This is a genomic window from Pseudarthrobacter sp. S3, from assembly GCF_050156905.1.
Lineage (GTDB): Bacteria > Actinomycetota > Actinomycetes > Actinomycetales > Micrococcaceae > Arthrobacter.
Genome location: NZ_CP189583.1, coordinates 2174187 through 2199032 on the forward strand (window position 1 = coordinate 2174187; position 24846 = coordinate 2199032).

The following is a 24846-nucleotide window of genomic DNA, read 5'->3' on the forward strand; positions in this document are numbered from 1 at the left end:
GCCGGCGCGTTCCGCGGAAGCCGTCACAGGTACTGTCCCGTGTTCGGCATCGTTTCAATGGACTTGCCGGGTTCCTGGCCGGCCTTACCCTGCACGATGGTGCGGATGTAGGTGATCCGCTCGCCCTTCTTGCCTGAGATCCTTGCCCAGTCGTCCGGGTTCGTGGTGTTGGGCATGTCCTCGTGCTCGCGGAACTCGTCCACCACGGCACGCAGCAGGTGCTCGATCCGAAGACCCTTCTGGTGCAAGGTCAGGAGATCCTTGATGGCGTACTTCTTGGCCCGGTCCACGACGTTCTGAACAACGGCACCTGAATTGAAGTCCTTGAAGTAGAGCATTTCGGTATCGCCGTTGGCGTAGGTGACTTCCAGGTACTCGTTGGATTTCTCTGTGGAGTACATGGCTTCAACCGTGCGCTGGACCATAGCGTCCACCGTCGCCTGGACGTCGCCACTGTGTTCGGCGAGGTCGGACTCGTGGAACGGCAGGTCCGTGGTGATGTACTTGTTGAAGATGTCCGCCGCGGCCTCTGCATCGGGGCGCTGGATCTTCACTTTCACGTCCAACCGGCCGGGACGGAGGATGGCGGGGTCGATCATGTCCTCGCGGTTGGATGCACCGATCACTATGACGTTGTCCAGCCGCTCCACGCCGTCGATTTCACTCAACAGCTGCGGGACGATGGTGGTCTCGACGTCAGAGGAGATCCCGGTTCCGCGCGTACGGAACAGCGAATCCATTTCATCAAAGAAAACCACCACTGGACTGCCGTCAGAGGCCTTCTCACGGGCCCGCGCGAAGATCAGCCGGATGTGGCGCTCCGTCTCGCCCACGTACTTGTCCAAAAGCTCCGGACCCTTGATGTTGAGGAAATAGCTTTTCAGGTCCACATTGCCGGACCGCTCCGCCGCACGGGCGGCAAGCGAGTTGGCTACAGCCTTCGCGATCAGGGTCTTGCCGCACCCTGGCGGGCCGTACAACAGAATGCCCTTCGGGGCTTTCAGCCCATGCTCCCGGTAAAGGTCAGGGTGCAGGAACGGCAGTTCCACGGCATCCCGGATCTGCTCGATCTGCGGACCAAGGCCACCGATGTCCTCGTAGGTGATGTCGGGGACTTCTTCGAGGACCAGGTTTTCCACTTCGGAGCGGGGGACTTTTTCGAGTGCGTAGCCAGTACGGGAATCGATGGACAGCGCGTCCCCCACCCTGAGCTTTTCGGTGAGTAGGGCTCCGGAGAGCCTGATGACGCGTTCCTCGTCCGCCCGCCCCACCACCAGCGCGCGGTCCGTTCCGAGCATTTCCTTCAGTGTGGTGAGTTCACCGGCGCGTTCGTAGCCGAGGCCGGCAACAATAAGCAGTGCCTCGTTGAGCAGGACTTCCTGGCCCACCGCCAGCTGGTTGATGTTGACCAGGGGGCTGATGCCCACCCGCATTTTCCGGCCGGCGTTGAAAATATCCACCGATTCCTCGGTGGCAGCCTGGCCGCTGCTGCCCGGTGACGGCAGCCGTCTGGGATTGAGCTGGAGGACTGTACCGAAGCTGTACGGGGGCTGGCCCTCCTGGTCCAGGGCATTTTTCAGCCGCAGAATCTCGGTTTTGGCCGCTTCGAGCATGCTGACCAGCTTGGCGTTGTTCTGCGTGGCGGCCGCCAGCTGCCGGTCAATGTGCCTGAGTTTGTCGCGGAGGACATTGGCCTGCCGTTCCGCAGCCGACAGTTCGTTGGCGGCCGACTGCTCCGCCGGTGTACGTCCGGAGTCCTGATTCGGCGTCTCCATTGTGCATCAGCCCCTTCCTGCTCGTCTTCTTAAGACCTTAGCCCCAAGTTGGCGGGTACTGCTGGAGACTCCCGAAATGTGGACTAGTTCGTGATCTCCGGTTCGTCCTTGACGTTGGTGCCGGCGATGGCATCCCTCGCGGCGCGGCGGAGCTTCTTGTCAGAGACCAGGCGTTCGCCGACGGCACCGGGTGTCCAGGCGTTGACGTCTTCTTCGTTGAACCCGGTCTTCGAGGGGCGGCGCTTGACGGAGATCCCGGTGACGCCGTCGGCAAGCCTGCGGGTGACCAGCAGGAAGCCGGTGTGAGCCACCATGCGGTGGTCCGGACGGACGGCCAGACCCTCAAGGTGCCAGCCGCGGACCATGGATTCCCAGGCGTCGGGTTCGGTGAAGCGGCCGTCAGCCCTGATGGCCTCGGCGGTCCGGGACAGCTGGGTGACCGTGGCCACGTAATTGATCCAGACGCCGCCGGGTGCGAGGACGGTGGCAACGGCGTCGAGGCATTCCCAGGGTGCCAGCATGTCCAGAACTACCCGGTCCACGGACCCCGGCACCTCGGTGCGGACTACTTCCTCCTGGAAGTCACCGAGGGAAATCTTCCACGCCGGGTGCGGGCCGCCAAAGATGGTTTCCACGTTCCCCCGGGCAATGTCCGCAAATTCCTCACGACGTTCGAAGGAGTGCAGGTAGCCGTTGTCGCCAACGGCCCGGAGCAGCGAGATGGACAGCGCGCCCGAGCCAACGCCGGCTTCAACAACCCTTGCGCCGGGGAAAATATCGGCCATGGTGACGATCTGGCCGGCGTCCTTCGGGTAGACCACTGCGGCGCCACGCGGCATGGAGAGGACAAAATCCGAGAGGAGCGGGCGCAGCGTCTGGTACTGCTGGCCGACGTTGTTAACAACCACCGAGCCGTCAGCTTTTCCGATGATCTCGTCGTGGTTCAGGAAGCCGCGGTGCGTGTGGAAGGCGCTGCCGCTTTCAAGGGAGATGGTGTTCATGCGGCCGCGATCGTCGGTCAACTGGACCCGTTCCCCTTCACGGAACGGTCCGCGGCGCCGGGCAGCTCCCACCGGCTGGGTGCCATTGGCGGCAACACCGGTGGTGGATGGTGCTGCGGCTTCGGCGACAGATTCGCTGCTCATGGATTTTCCTCGCTCCTGTAAAACTGTGGGGCACGCATCAAAATAGGTCCGCCCGGTTCGGCGCAGGCCTCCGGGCGTCCACGCGGCGGCAATGCACGGCCGGCACGTAACTCTACCGGCTCTGACCCTGCGGATGCCTATTTGACCGGTCAGCCTTGCCGGTGATGGCGGCCACCACCATGTTCTGCGCCAAGAGGCCGGTGACCGCTCCATGATGATCCACCACTGCATATTCGTGACCCTCAAGCTGGGAAAGGTACTGGATCAGCTCCTGCCCCTGGGACGACTCCGGTACGTAGGCCCCTGCAGCGAGGGCATAGGACACTGCCGTGGCAGGCGTAGAGCCGGCCGCTCCGTCAGGAACCGCGGCGAGGGCACCGGCGTCCACAACACCCTGCGGGCGTCCGTCCGGCCCGCAGACCACCACGGCCCGTGAGCCGTCCGGTGACAGCCTGCGGATGTCCGCCACCATGGCGGTGGCTGGAATTCCGACGGCGGGAGCCGCCAGGGCAGCGGCGCTGACCAGGTGCATCCTTCCGCGCAGTGTGCCCTGCTGGAGTGACGCGCTTGCACCCATCCAGAGGAAACCGCCGACGAGGATGGTGATCATCAGGAGGCTGAAATCAGGTGTCTCACCGGCCAGCAGCGGCCGGGCAATGAGCCAGAAGCCCAGCGCCACCACGATGACGCGTCCGGCCCAGCCGGCAGCGACGGTGCCTTTGGCCTGGCTTCCGGTTGCTTTCCACACGGCCGATTCCACGATCCTGCCGCCGTCCAGCGGGAGTCCGGGCAGGACATTGAAGATGCCGATGACGAAGTTGGCCCACATAAAGATGTTCGTGAGGATCCCGGCCACGGTGGCCATGCTGGTGGTGGAGATTACCACCCAGGCACCGCCAGCGAGGACCAGGTTGGCCGCCGGGCCTGCCAGGGCCACGATGACCGAGCGTGCCGGCGTTGCCGTGAAATTCTCGAACTGGGTGTGGCCGCCCCAGAGGTTCAACACGATCTTCTGCGTGGGCCAGCCGTAGATCTTGGCCGTGAGGGCGTGCGCCAGTTCGTGGACCAGGACGGAGATCAGGAGCAGTAGGGCGTAGGCAAATGCCATGTAGTACGCGGAGACGCCCAGTGCCGGATTCTGCTCCAGCAGCAGGGGCCCGTAGACAATGACGGTGAAGGCGGCAATCACAAACCACGAGTACGCCAGAATGACCGGGATTCCGGCGATCCGGCCGAGCGGGATTCCTTCCCGGCGGGCGGGGGCCGGCGCAGTACTCATGACGGACTCCCGGGTACAAGTGCGGCCGGTCCTGCCGCTGTGGCGGCCAGGCTGCCCGCCGCAATAGCCTCCAGCTCAGCAACGGTGCGGCCGGCCAGGGATTCCCAGATGGTGTGCCTCGGATCTTCAGGGATCGGGACAATGTGTGGAATGGCCACAGTGGCGACGCCGGATGCAACAGCGGAAGCCACTCCGGGTGCTGAATCCTCGAGTGCGACGCAGTGATCCACGGTCAGTTCCGGGTCCGCCTCCTGTAGCAGCTCCACTGCCTTCAGGTATGCTTCCGGATGCGGCTTTCCCTGGGTGACGGTGTCCCCGGTGACCAGGAATTCGAAGTAGGGCTTGGGCAGGCTTTCCACAATTTCGCGGGCCAACGGCTCCTCTGACATGGTCACCAGCGCACACCGCACGCCGGCGCGGTGCAGGTGATCCAGCAGTTCCCTGGCCCCGGGACGCCAGGGAACCACGCGCTGAACGCTCCTGATGACCTCTGCGGTCAGCGTGTCGATAATCTCCCGGCGCTCCAGCCGGACGCCGGCCGCCTGCAGGATTCCGGCTGAAAACGTCAGTGACTGTCCCACGAGCTGCATGGCCTGCTCATGCGACCAGGTGCCGCCGTGGGCTTCCACAAGGGCGTGCTCGGCAGCAATCCAGTAGCGCTCCGTGTCCACAATGGTGCCGTCCATATCCCAAAGAACGGCTCGGAGCGGGGAAACGGGGGGTACGGGTCGCATGATGCCAGTCTAAGGGGCTCACCTGAACGCCAGCCGGTGGATACGCCCTCGGCGAATATTGGCATTTCCGTCAGGCGCACGCGCGCGCTGGCGCACTTTCTGGCCCTTCATTCGATGCATCCGGCCGGTTCTTGGACGTAGGGTGATGGGATGAATAGCTTCGACGGAGACACCACGGAACCGGGTGCCGCACCTGAACCGGAGCAGTTCCTGCTGCCAGTGGCGGACGGGGAGCGCATTACTGTGATGCTGGCCGCATTTGAAGGCTGGAACGATGCAGGGGAAGCCGCGAGTGACTCGTTGCGCTACCTGAACCGGGTCTGGGGCGGCAAGAAGATCGCGTCCATTGACGCGGACGAATACTACGATTTTCAGTTCACCCGTCCCACGGTCCGCCGGAACGCCTCGGGGGAACGCAAGATCAAGTGGCCGTCGACGCGAATCTACAAAGCCAGTGCGCCGGATTCGAATGTGGACGTCATTTTCGTGCAGGGCATCGAGCCGTCCTACAAGTGGCGCGCGTACACGGCCGAGCTGCTGGTCCACGCAGAGGCACTGAAGGTGGACTACGTGGTCTTGGTGGGCGCCCTTCTGGCAGACGTTCCGCACAGCAGGCCGATTCCTGTCAGCACATCCTCGGACGATGCCGTGTTGCGGGAGCGCCTCAACCTTGAAGCGTCCCAGTATGAGGGTCCCGTCGGCATCGTCGGAGTGCTGTCCGAAGTGTCGCTGCTGGCCGGCCTTCCCACCGTTTCCCTGTGGGCAGCCGTCCCACATTACGTGGCACAGGCCCCGTCACCCAAGGCGCAGCTGGCTCTCCTGCACCGCGTCGAGGAGCTGATCCAGGTCCCGCTGGACACCCACGAACTGGCCGAGGAGGCCGCTGCGTGGGAACGTGGCGTCGATGAGCTGGCTACTGAGGACCCGGAGATCGCCGCCTACGTGCGGCAGCTTGAAGAGGCAAAAGATACTGCCGATCTTCCCGAGGCGAGCGGGGAATCCATCGCGCGCGAGTTTGAGCGCTACCTCAAACGGCGTGGACGGGACAAGCCCTAAAGTACGACCCCGAGCAGGGAGTCAAGCGCGTCACTGACCAGCGCCTGATCATGCTGGTTGCCCGCTGCCGAGGCGGAGTCCGCCGCGACGGCCCAGCGGTCGATAGCTTCCAGGGCGGCCGGTGCGTTCAGGTCGGCGGCAAGGGCGGACCGCATCTCGGTGATCAGACCGGACGCCGATCCTTCCGGCGCGGTGGCAAGTGCGCGGCGCCAAGCAGCCAGCCGGTCCTTCGCTGCCTTAAAGCCGTCCGCGGTCCAGGACCAGTCTGAACGGTAATGGTGGGCCAGGATGGCCAACCGGATGGCGGCCGGATCTTCTCCTGCGGCCCGAAGTTTGGAGACCAGGACCAGGTTGCCCTTGGATTTGCTCATCTTCTCGCCGTCCAGGCCCACCATGCCCGCGTGGGCATAGTGCTGGGCCAGCGGCACTTCGGCGAGGGAATATGCGTGACCGGCACCCATCTCGTGATGGGGGAAGATGAGGTCCGAACCGCCGCCCTGGACAGTGAATGGAGCCGGCAGGTAGCGCTGGGCGATGACGGTGCACTCGATGTGCCAGCCAGGCCTGCCCTGGCCCAGCTCGCCGCCGGGCCAGCTGGGCTCGCCGTCGCGGGCAACGCGCCAGAGCAGGGGGTCCAGCGCCTGCCGCTTGCCAGCCCTGCCTGGGTCGCCGCCGCGTTCGGCGAACAGTTCAAGCATTTCGGCTTCGCCAAGGTGGGAGATCGAGCCCAGGGTCCAGGCGTCGAGGGCGACCGTCTGCTTGCCGGCAGCTTCTACGTCGTAGTAGACGTCGCCGTCGGGCTCCCCGGCGGTTCCGGGCACACGGTAGGCCAGCCCAAGGCGAACCAGCCGTTCGATGGCCGGAACAATCATTTCAACGGACTCAACGGCACCCACGTAGTGGTCCGGCGAGAGGACGTTCAGGGCCTCCATGTCGGTCTGGAAGAGTTCAATCTGGCTCGCGGCCAGGTCCCGCCAGTCCACACCGGTGGCAGTCGCGCGCTCCAGCAGGGGGTCGTCGACGTCGGTGACGTTCTGGACGTAGGAAACCTGCTGGCCGGCGTCACGCCAGGCCCTGTTCAGCAGGTCAAAGGCCACGTAGCTGGCCGCATGGCCCATGTGGGTTGCGTCATAGGGAGTGATCCCGCAGACGTACATGGATTGCTCTCCCGTGGCCCGGAGTGTGACTTCACTCCCCTTTGCCGTGTCGAACAGCCGGATGGCAGGCATGGCGCCGGGCAGCGCAGGGACAGGGCGGGAGGTCCAGGATTTCACAGCCTAAGCCTACGGCTAGGCACTGATGACATTGAAACCGAGCAAAAGATACAGGGCCAGGCCCAGGAAAATCCGGTACCAGACGAAGAGCCGGTAGCTGCGGGTGGAAATAAACTTGAGGAACCAGCCGATGATCACGTAACCCACCACCAGGGCGATGACGGTGGCCAGCGCCGTCTCTGGCAGGCCATACGGGCCGGTGATGCCGTCCTTGGAGACCACTTTGTACAGCTGGTAAAGGCCGCTGCCGAACACCGCCGGGATCGCCAGGAGGAACGAATACCGTGCGGCGGCTTCACGTGTGTAACCCATCAGGAGACCTGCGGTGATGGTGCCGCCGGATCGCGAAACTCCGGGAATAAGCGCCAGCGCCTGGGCGAAGCCGTACATAATGCCATGCTTGTAGGTGAGCTTGGTGAGCTCGAGGTCCTGCTTTCCGATGGCGTCGGCCACGGCCAGGAAGAGCCCAAAGACGATCAGCATGGTGGCTACCAGCCACAGGCTCCTCAGTACCGACTCAATCTGGTCCTGGAACAGCAGACCAAGCACGATGATGGGGAGGCTGCCCAAAATCACCAGCCAGCCCATGCGGGCGTCCGGGTCCTGGCGTGAGACTTTTCCGGTCAGAGATGCCGTCCACGCCCTGACGATCCGCACAATGTCACGCCAGAAATAGATCACCACCGCCGTTTCAGTACCCAGTTGGGTGATAGCGGTAAACGCGGCCCCGGGATCGGATGCGTTGGGCAGGAACTGTCCCACAATCCGCAGGTGCGCGCTCGATGAAATCGGTAGAAATTCGGTCAGTCCCTGCACTAGGCCCAGCAGGGCCGCCTCAAACCAGTTCACGCTAAGACCCTACGTCATTGACCCAGTTGATTCCCCGTAAGCTTGCAGCTATGCAGCAGCGTTACGTCGGCAACAGTGGATTGCGAGTCTCCGCCCTTTCCCTCGGCACCATGTCCTGGTCCGGCGATACCGACGAACAGGACGCCTCGGAGATATTGCGGACATTTATCGATGGTGGCGGAAAACTCATAGATACAGCGGCGTCATATGCCGATGGCCGTGCAGAGGCGATGATCGGATCCCTCCTCGGCGACGTTGTCTCCCGCACCGAAGTCTGCATTTCAACTAAAGCGGGGATGTCGACGTCGGACGGCCGTCGCACGGTGGACACATCGCGCAATGCGATGCTCTCCGGCCTGGACGCCAGCTTGGCGAGGCTCGGGACTGACTACGTGGATATTTGGTTTGCCCAGGCATGGGACGGCAACGTCCCGCTGGAGGAGACCCTGTCCGCGCTTGAATTCGCGCTCCGGAGCGGACGTGCCCGCTACGCGGGAATCTCGAACTTCAACGGGTGGCAAAGCGCCAAGGCAGCGGCGGTGGCCGGGTTTCCGCTCGTAGCCGCGCAGGCTGAATATTCACTCCTGCAGCGAAAGGCGGAAGCGGAACTGATTCCCGCCGTCGAAGATGCCGGCCTGGGGCTGATGGCCTGGGCGCCGCTGGGACGCGGCGTCCTGACTGGCAAGTACCGCGGCGCCATCCCCGGCGATTCCCGGGCGGCCAGGACAGACTCAGCACCCTACGTGGAGACGTATCTGGAGGCGCAGCCGTCCAGCGTGGTGGAAGCCGTAGCCATGGCGGCCAAGGGCCTGGGCCGGACGCCGTTGGATGTTTCGCTGAGCTGGGTGTTGTCCCAACATGGTGTGGCAACAGCCATCATCGGGCCCCGGACTCCCGTGCAGGCGAAAGAAATCGTGGCCGCGCAACTGACCCGGCTGCCGCCCGAAATCGCCCGCGCCCTTGAGGACGTTTCCCTGCCAGGCTGACACGCCGTTCAGGGCCGCAGTGTTGGGGTGTTGCCCGCCCTGGCGGCGTGGTGTTCTTAGTCCTGGACGATTTCCAGGTCTTCGTCATCGTCGATGCCGGCTTCATCGTCCTCATCTTCATCATCATCGAAGACCTGAAGGGGTGTAACTTCGCTGTAAGCCTCGTAAAGTGCGTCTTCATAGACTTCGAACGCATCCGCGACCGCAAAAAAAGCCGCTTCAACCGAGGGATCGCCATCGCCACGCCGGTTGGATGCTGCTATAAGGTGTTCTTCCAAGGCGGTTGTCAAGGACTGAAGCGCGACACGCGGATCGATGCTCATGACTTCACGTTAGCCGGAAAAGGACGAAAATGGAGAGCAATGAAGGAACATTTTCTCACCAGCTCGGTCCAGCGGGAACGGGACATTCTGAGGCAGTACGAGTACCTCGTGCTGACGGTCAGCCCTGACGATTCACTGCCTGACGCCAGGCGCCGGCTCGTGGAGCATTCCGAGTACGGCAAGTGGGAGCTGGAACGCAGCAAGCTGTATCTGGGCGGTGGCAGGCGCTTCTGGCTGCGCCGCCGGGTGATGCAGGTTCAGCGGACCGTGTAGGGACTAACAGGCCAGCGGCCTGTTCAAGTCTTCCAACGGACCCAGCCACGCGGTCGCCACGGTGTTGTGCGCCGACTCATCGTCTGATGGGTGGAACATCCCGGCCAGCACGTCCCGGTACAGGCGCTCAAGCTCCGACCCACGAAAGTAACTGGAGCCGCCACTTACCCTGATGGCCAGGTCCACGACGCGGCGGGCGGTTTCAGTTGCATTGACCTTCAGCCCCACAAGTCTGGGAAACCATTGCGGCCCGTGCTCAACGAGGGCATCCACATCGCGGGTGACGGTCAGCAGTTGGGGGTAGAGGATATCCATGGCCATGGCTGCCTCCGCGATTTTCCAGCGGATATCCGGATTCTGCGCATAGCTGCGGCCAGCATTCTTGAACGACGTCCGGCGCTTAACAGCCTCAACACCCACGTTCAGCGCACGTTCGCCGATTCCGGTGTAGACGGCGGCCAGCAATGACTCGAAGCAGGCGAAAATGGCGAAAATCAGCGGATCGTTATTGGGTCCCACGGGGAGTTTGCGGAAGATCCTCTCCGGCTGGACCTCGACGCCGTCCAGGACTGTGGTGTTTGACTGGCTGGCCCGCATGCCCAGGGTGTTCCAGTCGTCCAAGATGGAGTAGCCCTCGGCCGCCCGAGTGATGAATCCGTGCACCATTTCGCCTTCGCCTCCCCTGGCGAGTGTGTCCTTGCCGAAGATTCCCAGCCGGGTCCAGGCGGGCGAAAGACTCGTGAAGATCTTGGTACCCGTGAAGCTGTAGGCTCCGCCCGGCAGAGGAACGGCTGCCGTTTTTGAATCAAAGAGGACTGAGTCGTTGCCTGCTTCGGAATTGCCGAAGGCGAAGATCTCGCCGTGGGCGGCCTCCTGCAGGACGAAGCCAAGGGAATGGTCCCCCCTTGCGGCCAGGATGTGGGCGACGCCGGTCCAGACCAGATGCATGTTGATGGCCAAAGCGGTGGCTGGGGCAGCCGTAGCCAGCCGCCGCTGGCACTGTGCTGCCGCCTCCAGCCCAAGCCCCAGGCCGCCGTCGGACTCTGGCACAAAGAGCTTGAGGTAGCCGGCGGCGGTCAGCTCTTCGAGGTCTTCAAAGAAGAAGGTGTTGTCCCGGTCGTAGCCCGCAGCACGGTCGCGGATGGCCTCGAGCAAGGGCTCCGGGAGGACTTCCTCGGGAGTCATGTCAGGGCCGGCTCAGTAGTTGGTGAGGAGCGTGTTGAGCACACGGGCGCCGAACTTCAGCGAATCCACCGGGACCCGCTCGTCCACGCCGTGGAACATTCCGGTGAAATCGAGATCGTCGGGCAGCTGAAGCGGAGCGAAGCCGTAGCCGGTGATACCTAGCCGGCTCAATGATTTGTTGTCTGTGCCGCCTGAGAGTGTGTAGGGAAGCACTTTTGCCCCAGGATCCTCGGTGTTGAGGGCATCAATCATGGAATCCACCAGGTTACCGGCGAACGGCACCTCGAGTGAGACGTCGCTGTGTACGTAGCTCACGTCTACACCGGAACCGGCAAGCTCCCGCACGATCTCCAGGACGTGGTCTTGCTGACCCGGGAGCGTCCGGCAGTCCACCAGGGCCTCAGCCGATTCCGGGATGACGTTGTGCTTGTAGCCGCCCTTGAGCAGCGTGGGGTTGGTGGTGTTCTGCAGGGTTGCACCCACAAAGCGGGCCACCGTTCCGAGCTGGTCCAGCAGGCGGTCCGGATTGTCGGGATCGAACTCCACCCCTGTGAGTTCGGTCACGCCGTCCAGGAACTGCCGTGTGGTGGGCGTCAGCTCTATGGGCCACTTGTACTCACCGATCCGGGTAACCGCAGCAGCCAGCCTGGTGACAGCGTTGTCAGTGTTGATCTGGGAGCCGTGGCCTGCCCGGCCGTGCGCCACCAGGCGGAGCCATGAGATGCCCTTCTCGGCCGTCTGCAGGAGGTACGTGCGCTGCCCGCCGATGGTTGCCGAGAAGCCGCCTACCTCCGAGATGGCTTCGGTGGCGCCTTCGAAGAGCTCGGGCCGCTTGTCGACCGCGTAGCGGGCACCGTACTCACCGCCGGCTTCCTCGTCAGCGAAGAAGGCAAAAATTATGTCGCGCTTGGGCTTGCGCCCGGATCTGGCCAAATCCCGCATCACAGCAAGGATCATGGCGTCCATGTCCTTCATGTCCACGGCGCCGCGGCCCCAGATGAGTCCATCCTTGAGTTCTGCACCAAAGGGATCAACTGACCACTGGTCACGCAGGGCGGGAACCACATCAAGGTGCCCGTGAACTACCAGCGCACTGGCGGACGGATCTTCACCGGCCATCCGGGTGACAACATTTGCCCGTCCCGGCGCCGACTCGAAGATCTCAGCGGCGAGGCCCACTTCCTCGATCAGCCCGGCTGTGTACTCGGCGGCCACCCGCTCCCCCGGCCCCGACCCGTCACCGTAGTTCGATGTATCGATCCGGATGAGCTCCTGGCAGATCCGGACAACTTCATCCTCGGCACGGATGTCAGACATAGAAACTCCTAGGGCAGTGGGAAGGCTGCAAACAACCTGCGTTCTCGTGTGCCTTCAGCCTACCCATCAGCCCCGATTCCATGTTTCCGGAAAGTTCGTGTTAGAGTTTTTCTCGCTGCTTCGGAGAAAAGCGAAACGCTGAAAGGCGTGAACGTTGTCCGAATTACCACCTGCGCGGGTGGCGGAATGGCAGACGCGCTAGCTTGAGGTGCTAGTCCTCGAAAGGGGGTGGGGGTTCAAGTCCCCCTCCGCGCACAAGGGAAAACCCCTGGAATCTAATGATTCCAGGGGTTTTTTTCTGTTTCGGTCCAGGGCCTGGGCTGGGGCCGTGAAGCCGTCCCCGCCGGCTGGCCCCCTTGAAGTAGCCCTTCACCACGGGCCGGTCGGCTGAAGGGCGATCCTTGCCTGGCCTTGGACGTGGCTACTGGTTTTTTCTATCCGGCGCACCAGGGTGCCCAACGTCACCCGACACCGATCCCAGCTGGTGTCCGCTGGGAAATATACGCTCTGCAGAGAAATTTTCTTGCCAGGCTATTGGGGAATACCCGCCGGATGCTGTAGGTTGCATACGCGACAGACGAACCAAAGAAAAGAGATACACCTAAGTGGCAACCGATTACGACGAACTTCGCTCCGACGTCAAGGAGTCGCAGGACAACTCACTCGAGGCACTGCAGTCCGCCAATGCACCGGACGCCCGCAGTGTCGTCCTCGAGCTCGATGAGGCCGACGGGCTGGATGGCGCCGGCGTTCCCGGGGGCGAGTTCGTTGCTGAGGAATTGGTCGTGCAGGTTATCCCGCAGGCCGAGGACGAATTCACGTGCTACTCCTGCTTCCTGGTACGGCACCGATCCCAGATTGCGCGGCAGAAAGACGGACACAGCTACTGCACTGACTGCGAAGGCTGAGTCAAAAACACCGGATACTATTCCGTGGCGGCAGAGTTCCCGCAGCAGGAAGTTGAGGCACGCCCACGTTCAGTAGGCGTGCCTTTCCCGTTGCCAGGACGGTCTGATGGCTCAGGTGAGACGGCTGCGTACGATCTCGCTGACGACCTTGCCAGCGTAGCGCCCGGCGACTTTGGCTGTGACGGGCTTCATCACGGCCCCCAACTGACGCATCCCGGGCTCCACGCCTTCATTCCGCAGCGCATCGATGGTCGCATCAATAATGGCCTCGACTTCCGCCGCCGTCAGGGGCTGGGGGAGGTAGGCCTCAATAACTTCCGCCTCGGCGATCTCAGCCGCCGCGCGCTCGGATTCGCCGGCGTCTATGTAGATCCTCGCTGTGTCACGTCGTTTTGCAGCCTCTTTCTGTAACAACGAGGTCACCTGGGCGTCGTCCAGGATAATAGGCGCCTTCCCCGACTTCTCCCGTGTTTCGATCTCGCCCAGGATGTTGCGCACGGTTGTCAGTGCGGTTTTGTTGCGCTCCTTCATATGCACCACAACATCGGCGTGCAGGCGTTCCTTCAAAGTGGTCACGGCATTCCTCGATTCGTTGAGCGCCCCAAGCGACAGGGCAGGAGGACGGCGGTGAACAATCCCTCTAGTACCGTAGAGTGCTATGGCTGACAATCACTACTCCCCGCCCGGCGGGGAACGACTTTGATTCCTGATCAAGTGTCGCAGCGGATCATTGAAGCCTTCAGCCGTGCCGCCATCCCCCAGGTCACGGTGGCCGAACTGGCTGTGGTGTTGGCTCTGGCAACGGCACTCTCCATCCCCCGGGCCACCTGGAAGTATTTTGGACTCCTGGCCACCGCTACGCATGAATTGGGCCATGCATTCGCCGCCGTCATGAGCGGCCAACGACTGGGCGGTATCCGGCTCCGCCTGGACCACTCAGGCACAACTACCAGTTACAGCCGCGGCCGGGCCGCGGCCGTCTGGTCGGGATTCTGGGGGTATCCAGTTCCTGCCCTGACCGGCGCCGCCCTGGTCATCTCCGGTTTCGCCGGCTGGGGTTCGGCGGCACTGGCCACAGGAACCCTGATCCTCATGGTCTCGCTCGTGTTCATCCGAAACGTCGCGGGGCTGCTGATTACGGGCCTCGCCGTCGCAGGAGGCGGGCTGCTGGTTACCGTTGTGCCGAGCCACTTCACCGGCCACATTGCAATCGTTCTTGGCATGGCGTTGCTGGTGGCCGCCGTTCGGGACCTGGCAAAGCTGACCAATGTGCACCTGCGACGCCGTGACAGGCTGGCCAGTTCCGATGCGTATCTGCTGTACCGGGCAACGTCGATCCCATCCGGCGTCTGGATCGCGCTGTTTGTAGCCGTAATTGCAGGGTCGTGGATGGTCGCCTGGCAGCCTATTTCGGTAATCCTGAGCACTGGTAGCTAAGCTGGTCCGCATGAACCAGGAATCGTCGAGAGCGCAACCAGCTGTGATCGCAGCTGTGGCCGACGGCACGGACTCCGGCGCCAGCCACAGCACGCGGGGCGCTTATGTGACCGGCGGTGCGGAGTTCAACCGGGACACGAACTACATCGAGGACCGGATCACCCGCGACGGCCACCCCGGCCTCAACGGCGAGCCGGGGTGGCCTGTCGAAGCCGGGCGGTACCGGCTGATTGCGGCGAGGGCATGCCCCTGGGCGCACCGGACCGTGATTGTGCGGAGGCTCCTCGGGTTGGAGGATGCCCTCTCCCTCGGCCAGCCCGGCCCTACCCACGATGCACGGTCTTGGACCTTTGACCTCGATCCGGGTGGGGTGGACCCGGTCCTAGGCATCGCCCGCATCCAGAGCGCCTATTTTCGGCGCTTTCCGGACTATCCTCGCGGCATTACGGTGCCGGCCATCGTGGATGTTGCCAGTGGCGCGGTGGTCACCAACAACTTCCCCCAGATCACTCTGGACTTCGCCACCGAATGGACCCGCTTCCACAGGGTCGGCGCGCCGGACCTTTACCCCGAACACCTCCGCGCTGAAATTGACGCCGTCAACAAGCGCGTCTTCACCGAGGTTAACAACGGCGTCTACCGCTGCGGGTTTGCAGGCTCGCAGGAGGCCTACGACTCGGCCCATTCCCGGCTGTGGACTGCGCTGGACTGGCTCGAAGAACACCTCACCGGACAGCGGTACCTCGTGGGCGATACCATCACCGAGGCCGACGTGCGGCTCTTCACCACCTTGGCCAGGTTCGATGCCGTGTACCACGGGCATTTAAGTGCAACCGGCAAAAGTTAACTGAACTACCGGCCCTCTGGGGCTACGCGCGGGACCTCTTCCAGACTCCCGGCTTCGGCGACACAATCGACTTCGTCCAGATCAAGCAGCACTATTACGTCGTCCACGAGGACATCAACCCCACCGGGATCGTACCGCAAGGCCCCGATCTGTCCTGCTGGCTGGAGCCACACGCCAGGCAAGCGCTGGGAGGCCGCCCATTCGGCGACGGCACCCCACCGGGGCCAGTGCGTCCCGGCGAAGAGGTCACTCCCGGCCACGGAGCGGACCAGCATCAGGAAGGCGCATACTAGCCCGTTCGGCTGGCCCGGGAGAGTCCGGCTAGGTGTATTGACCACGGACGTTAGGAACGTTCGGCGTGGTTAGGTGACAAAAAGAAGACCTCCGAGTGGAGTGGGGCTTGTCTAAGAGTCCGATCCACAAGGAGGTCTTCAATGTCCCATGCTAACGCCATCCTGACGCCCAAGGGCAGGCTCCGGCTGGCTCAGTGCATCGTCGATGACGGGTGGCCGCTGCGCCGGGCAGCTGAACGGTTCCAAGTCTCGGTGACGACCGCGGCGCGGTGGGCTGGCCGCTACCGGGATCACGGCGAGCACGGGATGAATGACCGGTCCAGCCGGCCCGTCAGCTCCCCGGGCCGGACGTCCGTGCGGCGGGAGCGACGGATCATCGCACTCCGGATCAACCGCCGGTGGGGACCTGCCAGGATCGGTTACCTGCTGGGCATCCACCCCTCCACGGTGCACCGGGTCCTCTCCAGGTTCGGGCTGGCAAGGCTGTCCTGGCTGGACCGTGCCACGGGCAGGGTGATCCGCCGCTATGAACACCACAGCCCCGGAGAGCTGGTCCACGTCGACATCAAGAAACTCGGGCGGATCCCTGAAGGCGGCGGACACCGCACGGTGGGCAGGGCCGCAGGCAATCGGAACAAGACCGGCACGGCAATGAACCGGCGACCGGGCTACGCCTTCCTGCACAACGCGGTCGATGACCACTCCCGACTGGCCTACACCGAGATCCTGGCCGATGAGAAGAAGGAAACCGCGGCCGGGTTCTGGGAACGCGCCAACGCCTACTTCGAAGCCTGCGGAATCACCGTGAAACGGGTGCTGACCGACAACGGCTCCTGCTACCGCTCCTACGCATTCAAGGACGCACTGGGCCCGGACATCAAGCACAAACGCACCCGCCCCTACCGGCCACAGACCAACGGAAAAGTTGAGCGCTACAACCGCACCATGCTCGATGAATGGGCCTACGCCAAACCCTACGCATCAGAGTCCGAGCGTGTTGCCGCTTTCACCGAGTGGCTGCATCACTACAATCATCATCGAGGCCACACCTCACTCAAAGGTCAGCCGCCCGTCAGCCGCGTTACCAACCTCTCGGGTCAATACACCTAGGCGTCCCGGCAACTACTTCGGCTACCACGCCCTCACCATCGCCACCATGATGGAGGACCTCTGCCGGCGGGTTGTCCTCTACGACGTCCATCCCCTGCAGGGGCATGCGCGCTGCGCTGGGGTTCGCCGATCCCGCCTATGGTGTTGGCTTTGGCTACATCCCACTGCGGGCAGAGGACTGACGCACGCAGGGCAAAGCGCATCAGCTGGCTGCGGAGTTCCGGCGGCCGGCGTCGGGATTGTCGGAGCAAACGTCTGCACCTAATGTGGGTCGGATGGGTGACACTCAAGCGCAACACCGGCCCGCCGCTGGATCCCGCCTCCTAAAGAGTTCGCTGGCCGGGCTCTCGTCCGCATTCACGCTACAGCGGCTGCAGTTGGCCGCGAAGGCAGCTCTTGCCGCCGGCCTAGCTTTTGCCATTGCTCCCTTGATGCCAGGATCCGCTGCCGAGTATCCGTATTACGCGCCGCTTGGGGCGCTGGTGTCGATGTACCACAACGTGGCCGGATCATTCCGACAGGGACTCCAGGCGCTGGTGGGCCTTGCTCTCGGTATTGGGCTCGCATTTGCTCTGGTCATTGTTGGTGATCCGTCACCGCTGACTGTAGCGGTGGTTATGGGAATCGGCGTGCTCCTCGGCGGCCTCCCCCGGATTGGCTCCGGAAGCGATTGGATTCCGACGGCGGCGCTGCTGGTTCTACTCGTGGGCGGAAGCAACCGGGACGACTTTTCCTTTGGCTACCTCATCCAGATGGGTGTCGGCGTTGCGGTGGGCATCGCCGTAAACTTCCTGGTCTTTCCTCCTCTGCACTTCAACGCGGCGGCCGCCAGCCTGGGCAAGCTCAGGCTGGCCCTCGGGCGGCAACTGACTGACATGGGAGCGGCTCTGACTGAAAAGTGGCCTCCCGAGCATGAAGCCTGGTCCCGCCGGTCGACAGAGCTGGCCGAGGCAGCCAGTACGGTCCGGCACCTGGTCCAGGAGGCTGACGCGAGCCGCCGCGCCAATCCGCGCCGCCGGTTCCATCCACGCGATGTGGATCTCGACTATCGCAACCTTCGTGATCTGGAGCGCGCTACGTTCCATATCCAGGACATGACAGAAGTCCTGTCTGATGTCATCTGGAGGGACGACGCACCGTACACAGTGCCATTCCAGGACAGTTCATCGCTGGCAGCGGCCATGACTGCCACCGGTGAACTCCTGGCCTCGTTCGACGGCGGGGATGAAGCAGACCAGCGACGGCTCTTCGCTGCCGCGAAGTCAGCAGTGGAGGCCGGCATGGCAACGGTTGCGGAGCGGGCCCAGGAGGATTCGGCCGTGACAGCGTCCGAGTCCATCCTCCTGAGCCTGCACCGTATCCTCAGGGCTGTGCGGCCGGCGTCCTAGAGCGGAGCCACGGAGCCGCTGAAGTGGCGGCGGCCGGAGCGGGGGTTCCACGCCACAAATTCGGCCCGCTGCCAGCCTTCGCCAGGCGTCTGCGCCGTGGTGATATCCAGGGCGTTGATATCCAAGGCAACGCGGGCCGGCAGGAACACTGGAGCCTCGAACGTGACATCCCACGTGAACGTTTCGCCCTTGGCCGGCCCGACATCCGCGAGGGCCCTTGAGGCAAGGTACATCCCGTGCGCGATGGAGCGGCGCATGCCCAGGGCCTTGGCAGACAGAACGCTCAGGTGGATCGGGTTGAAGTCACCGGAAACGGCGGCATACGCTCTTCCCGTGTCCACCCCCAAATGCCAAATCGCGGTGGGGTCCGGAGGCGTGAAATCGGCCTGGCGGTTGTGGGGCGTCGGCTTGTCGATGCCGGGGAGGAACACACCCTTGGCCAGGTAGGAGGAGCGCCCGGTCCACTTGATGTCCGGCGTATCCGCGCCACGGATCTCAGACACAACGTCAAGTTGCGTTCCGGCCCGGTGGCCCCGGAGGTTCTCAACCCTGGCCTGGATGTCCAGGGATTCCGTGAAGAGCACCGGCGACCTCTGCTCCACATGGTTGCTGAGATGGACCATGCCCAGGAGCGGCAGCGGGAAATCGTCGCGGTTCATCACACTCATGGCCAGCGGAAATGCCAGTGCGTGGAGGTAGCCGGCCGGGAGGGTGTCCCTGGCAGACAGCCCGATGAGGTGCTGGTACGCGGTGAGGTTGCCGACGTCGGCCCTTACCCCGCGCACTTCGTGGCTAGTGGCAGGAAGGTTTGATCCGTTGTGCGTGCCCAAGACGCGCCGCCGCGCCGCCTGCGCGGCGGCATTGACGTACAGCTTGGACAGGGAAGGCATCTCCCCGAGGATGACCGGCCCGACTATGCTCATGCCCCCACCAGGTTCTGTCCGCAGACGCGCAGCACGTCGCCGTTAATGCCCCCCGCGGCGTCGCTCGCCAGGAAGGCAACGGCCTCCGCGACGTCGGACGGTTGGCCACCTTGCTGCAGCGAGTTGAGCCGCCGTCCCACTTCGCGGACGGCAAACGGGATCCCTGCTGTCATGTCTGTTTCGATGAATCCGGGTGCCACCGCGTTAATGGACCCGCCGTTCGCCGCCAGAAGGGACGCAGAAGCGCGCACCATACCCATCACGCCGCCCTTGGACGCCGCGTAGTTGGTCTGGCCGCGGTTGCCCGCGATGCCGCTGGTGGATGCCACCGAGACAATCCGTGGTGAATTACGGAAGTGTTCAGAAGCAAGGAGCGCTTCGTTGATCCTGAGCTGGGCGGCGATGTTGATGTTCAGGACGGAGGTCCAGCGGCCGTGGTCCATATTGGCGAGCAGCTTGTCCCGGGTAATTCCTGCGTTGTGGATGACGATGTCCAGACGGCCGTGACGCTGCACGGCGTGGTCGATGATCCGCTGGCCGGCATCTGCGCTGCTGATATCCAGCTGAAGCGCCGTGCCGCGGACTTCGTTGGCAACGGCAGCCAAATGGTCCCCGGCTGCCGGGATATCTACGAGGACCAGGGTGGCCCCGTCCCGGTGGAGGGTCCGGGCAATAGCCGCACCGATGCCGCGGGCGGCGCCGGTGACCACGGCAACCTTGCCGGCGAGCGGCTTCTCGAAATCCGGGGGCAGGTTGCCCTGCTCGCTTGCGACAGTCAGGAACTGGCCGTCCACAAATGCCGACCGGCCGGAGAGAAAGAACCGCAGGGCGGCAAGAGCGCTGGGGCTGGTGCTTTGTACCCCCTCTGCCAGGACGATGCCGTTCGCTGTTGCGCCGGCCCGGAGTTCCTTGGCCAGGGACCTCAGGAAGCCATCCACACCTTGCCGGGCAGCCGACTGTGCAGGGGACCTTGTTTCCGCGGCAGGCCGGGAGATGGTGATAACGCGGGCGCTCGGTCCAAGATCTCGCAGGGAGGACGCCGCGGACAGCACGGGCTTTTCGAGGTCTTCTGGCCGGGACAGCTCATCCAGGACCAGAATGATTGCGCCAAGCTTTTCGCGGGGCACTGCGTGGCGCCGGACGTCCAGGTCCCAGGAAAGCAGCGTGGCGGCCAGTTCGTCGGCACCGGCGGTGTTGCCCTGGACCAGCACGGGGCCAGTGACCAGTGGCTGGCCCGGCTTGAAGCGGCGCAGCAGCGCAGGTTGGGGCAGGCCCAGTCGCCTGGCGATGTTCTTGCCGATGCTCTGGTTGACCAGGGCGGTGTATTTGTCCGTCATCCGGTGCCCCTAGAGTGCTTCGAGAATTGCGACGACGCCCTGGCCGCCGGCGGCGCAGATGGAAATAAGACCACGCGCAGGCCTTCCGTCGACCCTGCCCTTGGCCTCCAGCATCTTGGCCAGCGAGGCCACAATACGTCCGCCGGTGGCCGCGAATGGGTGGCCCGCGGCCAGGGAGGAGCCGTTGACGTTCAGCGTGGTGCGGTCGATGCTGCCGAAGGCGCCCTTAAGTCCCAGCCGGGTGCGGCCGAACTCATCATCTTCCCAGGCGGCCAAGGTGCTCAGGACAGTCCCAGCGAAGGCTTCGTGGATCTCAAAGAAGTCGAAGTCATCCAGCGTCAGTCCGTTGCGGGCCAGCAACCTGGGGACCGCAAACGCTGGGGCCATAAGCAGTCCGTCCTTGCCGTGGACGAAGTCCACGGCGGCAGCTTCACCATCCACGACGGTGGCGAGCTTCGGCAGGTCATGTGCATCAGCCCAGTCTTCGGATGCGAGCAGGACCGTGGAGGCCCCGTCGGTCAGCGGTGTGGAATTTCCCGCCGTCATGGTGGCCTCGGTGCCGAGGCTCTTCCCGAAGACTGGCTTGAGTGTAGCCAGCTTCTCCAATGTGGTGTCCGACCTCAGGTTGGAGTCCTTGGCGAGGCCTCGGTATGGCGTCAGGAGATCATCGAAGAATCCTGCGTCATACGCTGCGGAAAGGTTGCGGTGGCTGTTGAAAGCCAGCTCATCCTGCGCCTCGCGCGAAATGTTCCACTGCGCGGTGGTCAGCGCCTGGTGCTCGCCCATGGACAGCCCAGTGCGTGGCTCCCCCGTACTCGGAGCATCGGGGGCCAGGTCCCTGGGCCGCAGGCGGCTGAGTACCTGCAGGCGCTGGGGCAGTGTCTTAACGCGGTTGAGGTCCAGGAGTATCTCGCGGAGGCCTTCACTGACAGCAATGGGGGCATCCGACGCCGAGTCGACACCACCGGCGATGGCGGAATCGATCTGGCCCAGTTTGATCTTGTTGGCCAGGCCCAGAACCGTTTCGAGGCCGGTGGCGCACGCCTGCTGCAGGTCGTAGGCGGGGGTTTCCGCCGACAACGCCGAACCCAGGACTGCCTCGCGGGTGAGGTTGAAGTCACGGGAATGCTTGAGTACGGCCCCCGCCGCAACCTCGCCGATCCGCTCATCCTGGAGGCCAAACCTGGCGATAAGACCGTCAAGTGCTGCTGTGAGCATGTCCTGGTTGGACGACTTCGTGTAGGCCCCTCCGGACCGGGCAAACGGGATCCGGTTTCCACCCACAATCACGGCCCGGCGGACCGGCCGCGCCGCCCCGGACGTCGTGGGGCTGGCGAATTCGTGGGGTCCGGTGCCGGACTGTCCATTGACGGACATGGGTGACTCCTCTGATCTGCGACGGTTACCGATACCCAGCGTACCTGATACGCTGAGTATCGTGAACAACCTCCACTCAGAAGCCCAGACGCCGGCTGCCGGCGGAAATGCCGACGGCCGCTCGGCCCGCTGGCAGACCCACCGGGAGGAGCGACGCCGGGAGCTCATCAAGTCCGCGCGGCGGGCTGTCCACGCGCTTGGCAGCGATGCCTCCATGGAGGAGATTGCTGCTGCCGCCGGAACATCGAAGTCAGTCTTCTACCGCTATTTCGGTGATAAAGCCGGCCTGCAGCACGCCGTCGGCGAAGTTGTCCTGAGCCAGATGCAACGGAAGATCCGCGAAGCGGCCCAAGGCGCACAGACCCCGCGGGAAGGGCTGTTGGCCATGATCTCGGCCTATCTCCAGATGGCGGAAACCAGCCCCAACGTCTATAGCTTCGTCACCCGCTATGCGCCGGTGGACGCGGACGGCCCCCACGGATCGGCCGCCATTTCGGGAGCCTTGGGCCACTTCTTCGATTCCATCGCGGAGATGATCGCCGCACCGATGCGGACCCACCTCGGCGACGGCAAGGAAGCAGTGATCGGCTACTGGCCCACGGCGGCCATCGGCCTGGTCCGAAATGCCGGCGAGCAATGGCTCAGCACACCGGATTCTGCGGCGAAGCCGGACCAGGAAGCCATGGCCCGCCAGATCACGGCCTGGCTATGCGTGGGAATCGCGCCCGAGCTTAGGCTTGCCAGCGCGCCATGATTCCGACTCATCAACCCCAAACCCTCCTGTCAGAACCAACGAAGGATATTGACATGACCGAAGTAGTGGACCGCCGTACCGACCCGGACGCTGACGTAACCAATACAGCCGTGACCACCGCTGCGGCGGAGGGCCCGGCCGCCGGCCACGGTGCGGCAGCGCAGCCCGCCGTCGACGTTGCCGCCCTCGGCGAGCAACTCCTGGGCAAATGGGCGGACTCTCGTCGCCAATCCCGTGCGCTGGCCAGTGACCCTGCATTGCACAAAATTGAAGGACTGACGCACACCGAACACCGGACGCGAGCCTTCGCCCAGTTGGAGTACCTCGTGGACAACAGCGCCGTGCACCGGGCCTTCCCGTCGGCACTGGGCGGTTCCGATGACCACGGCGGCAACATCGCGGCGTTCGAGGAACTGGTCACCGCCGACCCGTCCCTGCAGATTAAGGCTGGTGTCCAGTGGGGCCTCTTCGGCTCGGCCGTAATGCACCTGGGCACGCAGCAGCACCACACAAACTGGCTGCCAGGCATCATGAGCCTGGAGATCCCCGGCTGCTTCGCCATGACGGAGACCGGCCACGGTTCCGATGTGGCCAGCATCGCCACCACCGCGACCTACGACGTCAAAACCCAGGAATTTGTGGTCCGCACACCCTTCCGCGCTGCGTGGAAGGACTACATCGGCAATGCAGCCATCGACGGCCTCGCCGCTGTTGTGTTCGCCCAGTTGGTGACCAAGGGCGTTAATCATGGCGTGCATGCCTTCTACGTTGACCTCCGGGACCCCCAGACCAAGGAGTTCCTGCCCGGGATCGGTGGCGAGGACGACGGCGTCAAGGGGGGCCTCAACGGGATCGACAACGGCCGGCTGCATTTCGACAACGTCCGCATCCCCCGCACAAACCTCCTGAACCGGTATGGCGATGTGGCACCGGACGGAACCTACAAGTCATCCATTGCCAGCCCCGGCCGCCGCTTTTTCACCATGCTGGGAACCCTCGTCCAGGGCCGCGTGTCCCTCGACGGCGCCGCTGTGGCGGCGTCGAAAGTCGCCCTGACAGCAGCCATCCGCTATGCCACCGAACGGCGCCAGTTCAACGCGTCCTCGCACACTGAAGAAGAAGTCCTCCTGGACTACCAGCGCCACCAGCGGCGCCTGTTTACCAGGCTGGCCACCACGTACGCCGCGGGCTTCGCGCACGAGCAGCTCCTCCAGAAATTCGACGACGTCTTTTCCGGCGCCCACGATACTGACGAGGACCGGCAGGACTTGGAAACCCTCGCCGCAGCCCTGAAGCCGCTGAGCACCTGGCATGCCCTGGACACCCTGCAGGAATGCCGCGAGGCGTGCGGCGGCGCCGGCTTCCTGATTGAAAACCGCTTCGCCTCCCTTCGCGCGGACCTGGACGTCTATGTCACGTTTGAGGGCGACAATACCGTCCTGCTGCAGCTTGTGGCCAAGCGCCTCCTGTCCGACTACGCCAAGGAGTTCAGGAATGTCGATTTCGGCGTGCTGGCGCGCTACGTGGTTTCCCAGGCAACGGGCGTCGCGATCCACCGCACCGGCCTGCGGCAGGTGGCGCAGTTTGTCGCCGATAACGGATCCGTCCAAAGGGCTGCTATCGCGCTCAGGGACGAGGAAGGCCAGCGCGCCCTCCTGACGGACCGCGTCCAGACCATGGTGGCCGACGTCGGGGGCGCCCTGAAGGGCGCCAACAAGCTGCCCGTCGAAAAGGGGGCGGCCCTCTTCAATCAGCACCAGAACGAGCTGATCGACGCCGCCCAGGCCCATGCCGAGCTCCTGCAATGGGAGGCGTTCACGGAGGCGCTGGACGATGTCACGGACCCCGGCACCAGGCGGGTCCTGACCTGGCTGCGTGACCTATTTGGCCTGTCGTTGATCGAAAAGAACCTGTCCTGGTACCTCATGAACGGCCGGCTCTCCATGCAACGGGCACGCACCGTTGGTGATTACATCAACCGTCTCCTGGTCAAGATCAGACCGCACGCACTGGACCTTGTGGACGCCTTCGGGTACGGCGACGAGCACGTGCGCGCCGCCATCGCCACGGGTGCCGAGAAGGCCCGGCAGGACGAGGCCCGCGCGTACGTCAGGGCACAGCGGGCCAGAGGCGACGCCCCCGTCGACGAAAAGGCCCTGCTGGCGCGTACCTCTGCCGGCGGCCGCACCCAGCGGAACTGACTGCCTGCTCCGCGTTACACGCCTGGGTCAACGCACGACGGCGCCGCTCCTCTCGGCGGGGAGCGGCGCCGTCGT

General features: G+C 64.0%; 22 protein-coding genes, 1 tRNA gene and 1 pseudogene. 11 read left to right on the forward strand and 13 right to left on the reverse strand.

Features of this window, described 5'->3' with window-relative positions; translation table 11 throughout:
• Positions 1-23: 23 nt before the first annotated feature.
• The 4 genes from arc to ACQCSV_RS10440 form a co-directional block, all read right to left on the reverse strand.
• Positions 24-1775 carry a proteasome ATPase gene (gene arc / locus ACQCSV_RS10425; RefSeq protein WP_282331341.1) on the reverse strand — a complete coding sequence of 584 codons (1752 nt, stop codon included), beginning with the start codon at positions 1773-1775 and terminating at the stop codon, positions 24-26.
• An 83-nt stretch (positions 1776-1858) separates the two neighbouring features.
• Positions 1859-2920 (reverse strand): tRNA (adenine-N1)-methyltransferase, encoded by a 1062-nt coding sequence (locus ACQCSV_RS10430; RefSeq protein ID WP_426938387.1) that lies wholly within the window; start codon positions 2918-2920, stop codon positions 1859-1861.
• A 112-nt stretch (positions 2921-3032) separates the two neighbouring features.
• Entirely contained in the window at positions 3033-4199 is a 1167-nt protein-coding gene (locus tag ACQCSV_RS10435) for a site-2 protease family protein (protein ID WP_426938388.1), read from the reverse strand.
• The gene (locus ACQCSV_RS10440) at positions 4196-4933 is read right to left on the reverse strand and encodes an HAD family hydrolase (RefSeq protein ID WP_426938389.1); all 738 of its coding nucleotides are present in this window, start codon (positions 4931-4933) and stop codon (positions 4196-4198) included. Before ACQCSV_RS10440 ends, ACQCSV_RS10435 begins: the two co-directional genes overlap by 4 nt.
• Before the next feature lie 150 nt (positions 4934-5083).
• Here ACQCSV_RS10440 and ACQCSV_RS10445 point away from each other — a divergent pair, with 150 nt between their 5' ends.
• Positions 5084-5989, forward strand: coding sequence for a PAC2 family protein (locus ACQCSV_RS10445; RefSeq protein WP_185260548.1), 906 nt, complete (start codon positions 5084-5086; stop codon positions 5987-5989).
• On the opposite strand, the gene mshC is transcribed toward ACQCSV_RS10445, so the two are convergent.
• Positions 5986-7263: a cysteine--1-D-myo-inosityl 2-amino-2-deoxy-alpha-D-glucopyranoside ligase gene (gene mshC / locus ACQCSV_RS10450; protein WP_354155719.1), complete on the reverse strand. Its 1278-nt coding sequence runs from the start codon at positions 7261-7263 to the stop codon at positions 5986-5988. The two genes, ACQCSV_RS10445 and mshC, sit on opposite strands and share 4 nt — an antisense overlap.
• 15 nt (positions 7264-7278) lie before the next feature.
• Positions 7279-8112, reverse strand: a complete 834-nt coding sequence (locus tag ACQCSV_RS10455) for an undecaprenyl-diphosphate phosphatase (RefSeq protein WP_426938390.1) — start codon at positions 8110-8112, stop codon at positions 7279-7281.
• A 50-nt stretch (positions 8113-8162) separates the two neighbouring features.
• On the opposite strand from ACQCSV_RS10455, the gene ACQCSV_RS10460 reads away from it, so the two are divergent.
• Positions 8163-9098, forward strand: coding sequence for an aldo/keto reductase (locus ACQCSV_RS10460; protein ID WP_426938391.1), 936 nt, complete (start codon positions 8163-8165; stop codon positions 9096-9098).
• Between the two features lie 56 nt (positions 9099-9154).
• Here ACQCSV_RS10460 and ACQCSV_RS10465 read toward each other — a convergent pair whose 3' ends face one another.
• Positions 9155-9421 carry a hypothetical protein gene (locus tag ACQCSV_RS10465; RefSeq protein WP_426938392.1) on the reverse strand — a complete coding sequence of 89 codons (267 nt, stop codon included), beginning with the start codon at positions 9419-9421 and terminating at the stop codon, positions 9155-9157.
• Between the two features lie 39 nt (positions 9422-9460).
• Between ACQCSV_RS10465 and ACQCSV_RS10470 the strand changes: the two genes are divergently transcribed.
• Positions 9461-9694: a DUF5703 family protein gene (locus tag ACQCSV_RS10470; protein ID WP_056339951.1), complete on the forward strand. Its 234-nt coding sequence runs from the start codon at positions 9461-9463 to the stop codon at positions 9692-9694.
• A gap of 3 nt (positions 9695-9697) precedes the next feature.
• Here the strand turns inward: ACQCSV_RS10470 and ACQCSV_RS10475 are convergent, their stop codons facing one another.
• Together ACQCSV_RS10475 and ACQCSV_RS10480 are read right to left on the reverse strand one after the other, a co-directional pair.
• Positions 9698-10879 (reverse strand): acyl-CoA dehydrogenase family protein, encoded by a 1182-nt coding sequence (locus ACQCSV_RS10475; RefSeq protein WP_426938393.1) that lies wholly within the window; start codon positions 10877-10879, stop codon positions 9698-9700.
• Between the two features lie 12 nt (positions 10880-10891).
• The gene (locus ACQCSV_RS10480; RefSeq protein WP_354223842.1) at positions 10892-12196 is read right to left on the reverse strand and encodes a M20/M25/M40 family metallo-hydrolase; all 1305 of its coding nucleotides are present in this window, start codon (positions 12194-12196) and stop codon (positions 10892-10894) included.
• Between the two features lie 172 nt (positions 12197-12368).
• Between ACQCSV_RS10480 and ACQCSV_RS10485 the strand changes: the two genes are divergently transcribed.
• A tRNA-Leu gene (locus tag ACQCSV_RS10485) sits at positions 12369-12451 on the forward strand.
• 350 nt (positions 12452-12801) lie between these two features.
• Positions 12802-13104 (forward strand): DUF4193 domain-containing protein, encoded by a 303-nt coding sequence (locus ACQCSV_RS10490; RefSeq protein ID WP_056339942.1) that lies wholly within the window; start codon positions 12802-12804, stop codon positions 13102-13104.
• A 111-nt stretch (positions 13105-13215) separates the two neighbouring features.
• On the opposite strand, the gene ACQCSV_RS10495 is transcribed toward ACQCSV_RS10490, so the two are convergent.
• Positions 13216-13680: a GatB/YqeY domain-containing protein gene (locus ACQCSV_RS10495; protein WP_354155725.1), complete on the reverse strand. Its 465-nt coding sequence runs from the start codon at positions 13678-13680 to the stop codon at positions 13216-13218.
• A gap of 123 nt (positions 13681-13803) precedes the next feature.
• Between ACQCSV_RS10495 and ACQCSV_RS10500 the strand changes: the two genes are divergently transcribed.
• The 4 genes and pseudogenes from ACQCSV_RS10500 (at position 13804) to ACQCSV_RS10515 (ending at position 18179) form a co-directional block, all read left to right on the forward strand.
• Entirely contained in the window at positions 13804-14541 is a 738-nt protein-coding gene (locus ACQCSV_RS10500) for a M50 family metallopeptidase (protein WP_354223844.1), read from the forward strand.
• A gap of 10 nt (positions 14542-14551) precedes the next feature.
• Positions 14552-15681 (forward strand): annotated as a pseudogene (locus ACQCSV_RS10505) (glutathione S-transferase family protein).
• 141 nt (positions 15682-15822) lie between these two features.
• Positions 15823-16791 (forward strand): IS481 family transposase, encoded by a 969-nt coding sequence (locus tag ACQCSV_RS10510; RefSeq protein ID WP_354224668.1) that lies wholly within the window; start codon positions 15823-15825, stop codon positions 16789-16791.
• Positions 16792-17066: 275 nt separating this feature from the next.
• Positions 17067-18179 carry an FUSC family protein gene (locus ACQCSV_RS10515; protein ID WP_354155727.1) on the forward strand — a complete coding sequence of 371 codons (1113 nt, stop codon included), beginning with the start codon at positions 17067-17069 and terminating at the stop codon, positions 18177-18179.
• On the opposite strand, the gene ACQCSV_RS10520 is transcribed toward ACQCSV_RS10515, so the two are convergent.
• Genes ACQCSV_RS10520 through ACQCSV_RS10530 form a run of 3 tightly spaced genes read right to left on the reverse strand, consistent with a single transcriptional unit; the run spans position 18176 to position 21816 of the window.
• On the reverse strand, positions 18176-19102 hold the full coding sequence (locus ACQCSV_RS10520) for a MaoC/PaaZ C-terminal domain-containing protein (protein ID WP_354155728.1): 927 nt from the start codon (positions 19100-19102) through the stop codon (positions 18176-18178). The genes ACQCSV_RS10515 and ACQCSV_RS10520 overlap by 4 nt on opposite strands.
• Positions 19099-20439 carry a 3-oxoacyl-ACP reductase gene (locus tag ACQCSV_RS10525; protein WP_354155729.1) on the reverse strand — a complete coding sequence of 447 codons (1341 nt, stop codon included), beginning with the start codon at positions 20437-20439 and terminating at the stop codon, positions 19099-19101. The genes ACQCSV_RS10520 and ACQCSV_RS10525 overlap by 4 nt, the downstream gene beginning before the upstream one ends.
• Before the next feature lie 9 nt (positions 20440-20448).
• Complete coding sequence (locus tag ACQCSV_RS10530) at positions 20449-21816, reverse strand: acetyl-CoA C-acetyltransferase (RefSeq protein ID WP_354155730.1); 1368 nt, start codon at positions 21814-21816, stop codon at positions 20449-20451.
• 61 nt (positions 21817-21877) lie between these two features.
• Between ACQCSV_RS10530 and ACQCSV_RS10535 the strand changes: the two genes are divergently transcribed.
• Together ACQCSV_RS10535 and ACQCSV_RS10540 are read left to right on the forward strand one after the other, a co-directional pair.
• Positions 21878-22570, forward strand: coding sequence for a TetR/AcrR family transcriptional regulator (locus tag ACQCSV_RS10535; protein ID WP_426938394.1), 693 nt, complete (start codon positions 21878-21880; stop codon positions 22568-22570).
• A gap of 53 nt (positions 22571-22623) precedes the next feature.
• On the forward strand, positions 22624-24771 hold the full coding sequence (locus ACQCSV_RS10540; protein WP_354223852.1) for an acyl-CoA dehydrogenase: 2148 nt from the start codon (positions 22624-22626) through the stop codon (positions 24769-24771).
• Positions 24772-24846: the final 75 nt, after the last annotated feature.

Coding starts and splice junctions, on each gene's coding strand:
- arc (WP_282331341.1), bottom strand. CDS start 1,775: ATGGAGACGCCGAATCAGGACTCCGGACGTACACCGGCGGAGCAGTCG.
- ACQCSV_RS10430 (WP_426938387.1), bottom strand. CDS start 2,920: ATGAGCAGCGAATCTGTCGCCGAAGCCGCAGCACCATCCACCACCGGT.
- ACQCSV_RS10435 (WP_426938388.1), bottom strand. CDS start 4,199: ATGAGTACTGCGCCGGCCCCCGCCCGCCGGGAAGGAATCCCGCTCGGC.
- ACQCSV_RS10440 (WP_426938389.1), bottom strand. CDS start 4,933: ATGCGACCCGTACCCCCCGTTTCCCCGCTCCGAGCCGTTCTTTGGGAT.
- ACQCSV_RS10445 (WP_185260548.1), top strand. CDS start 5,084: ATGAATAGCTTCGACGGAGACACCACGGAACCGGGTGCCGCACCTGAA.
- ACQCSV_RS10460 (WP_426938391.1), top strand. CDS start 8,163: ATGCAGCAGCGTTACGTCGGCAACAGTGGATTGCGAGTCTCCGCCCTT.
- ACQCSV_RS10465 (WP_426938392.1), bottom strand. CDS start 9,421: ATGAGCATCGATCCGCGTGTCGCGCTTCAGTCCTTGACAACCGCCTTG.
- ACQCSV_RS10470 (WP_056339951.1), top strand. CDS start 9,461: ATGAAGGAACATTTTCTCACCAGCTCGGTCCAGCGGGAACGGGACATT.
- ACQCSV_RS10475 (WP_426938393.1), bottom strand. CDS start 10,879: ATGACTCCCGAGGAAGTCCTCCCGGAGCCCTTGCTCGAGGCCATCCGC.
- ACQCSV_RS10480 (WP_354223842.1), bottom strand. CDS start 12,196: ATGTCTGACATCCGTGCCGAGGATGAAGTTGTCCGGATCTGCCAGGAG.
- ACQCSV_RS10510 (WP_354224668.1), top strand. CDS start 15,823: ATGTCCCATGCTAACGCCATCCTGACGCCCAAGGGCAGGCTCCGGCTG.
- ACQCSV_RS10515 (WP_354155727.1), top strand. CDS start 17,067: ATGGGTGACACTCAAGCGCAACACCGGCCCGCCGCTGGATCCCGCCTC.
- ACQCSV_RS10520 (WP_354155728.1), bottom strand. CDS start 19,102: ATGAGCATAGTCGGGCCGGTCATCCTCGGGGAGATGCCTTCCCTGTCC.
- ACQCSV_RS10525 (WP_354155729.1), bottom strand. CDS start 20,439: ATGACGGACAAATACACCGCCCTGGTCAACCAGAGCATCGGCAAGAAC.
- ACQCSV_RS10530 (WP_354155730.1), bottom strand. CDS start 21,816: ATGTCCGTCAATGGACAGTCCGGCACCGGACCCCACGAATTCGCCAGC.
- ACQCSV_RS10540 (WP_354223852.1), top strand. CDS start 22,624: ATGACCGAAGTAGTGGACCGCCGTACCGACCCGGACGCTGACGTAACC.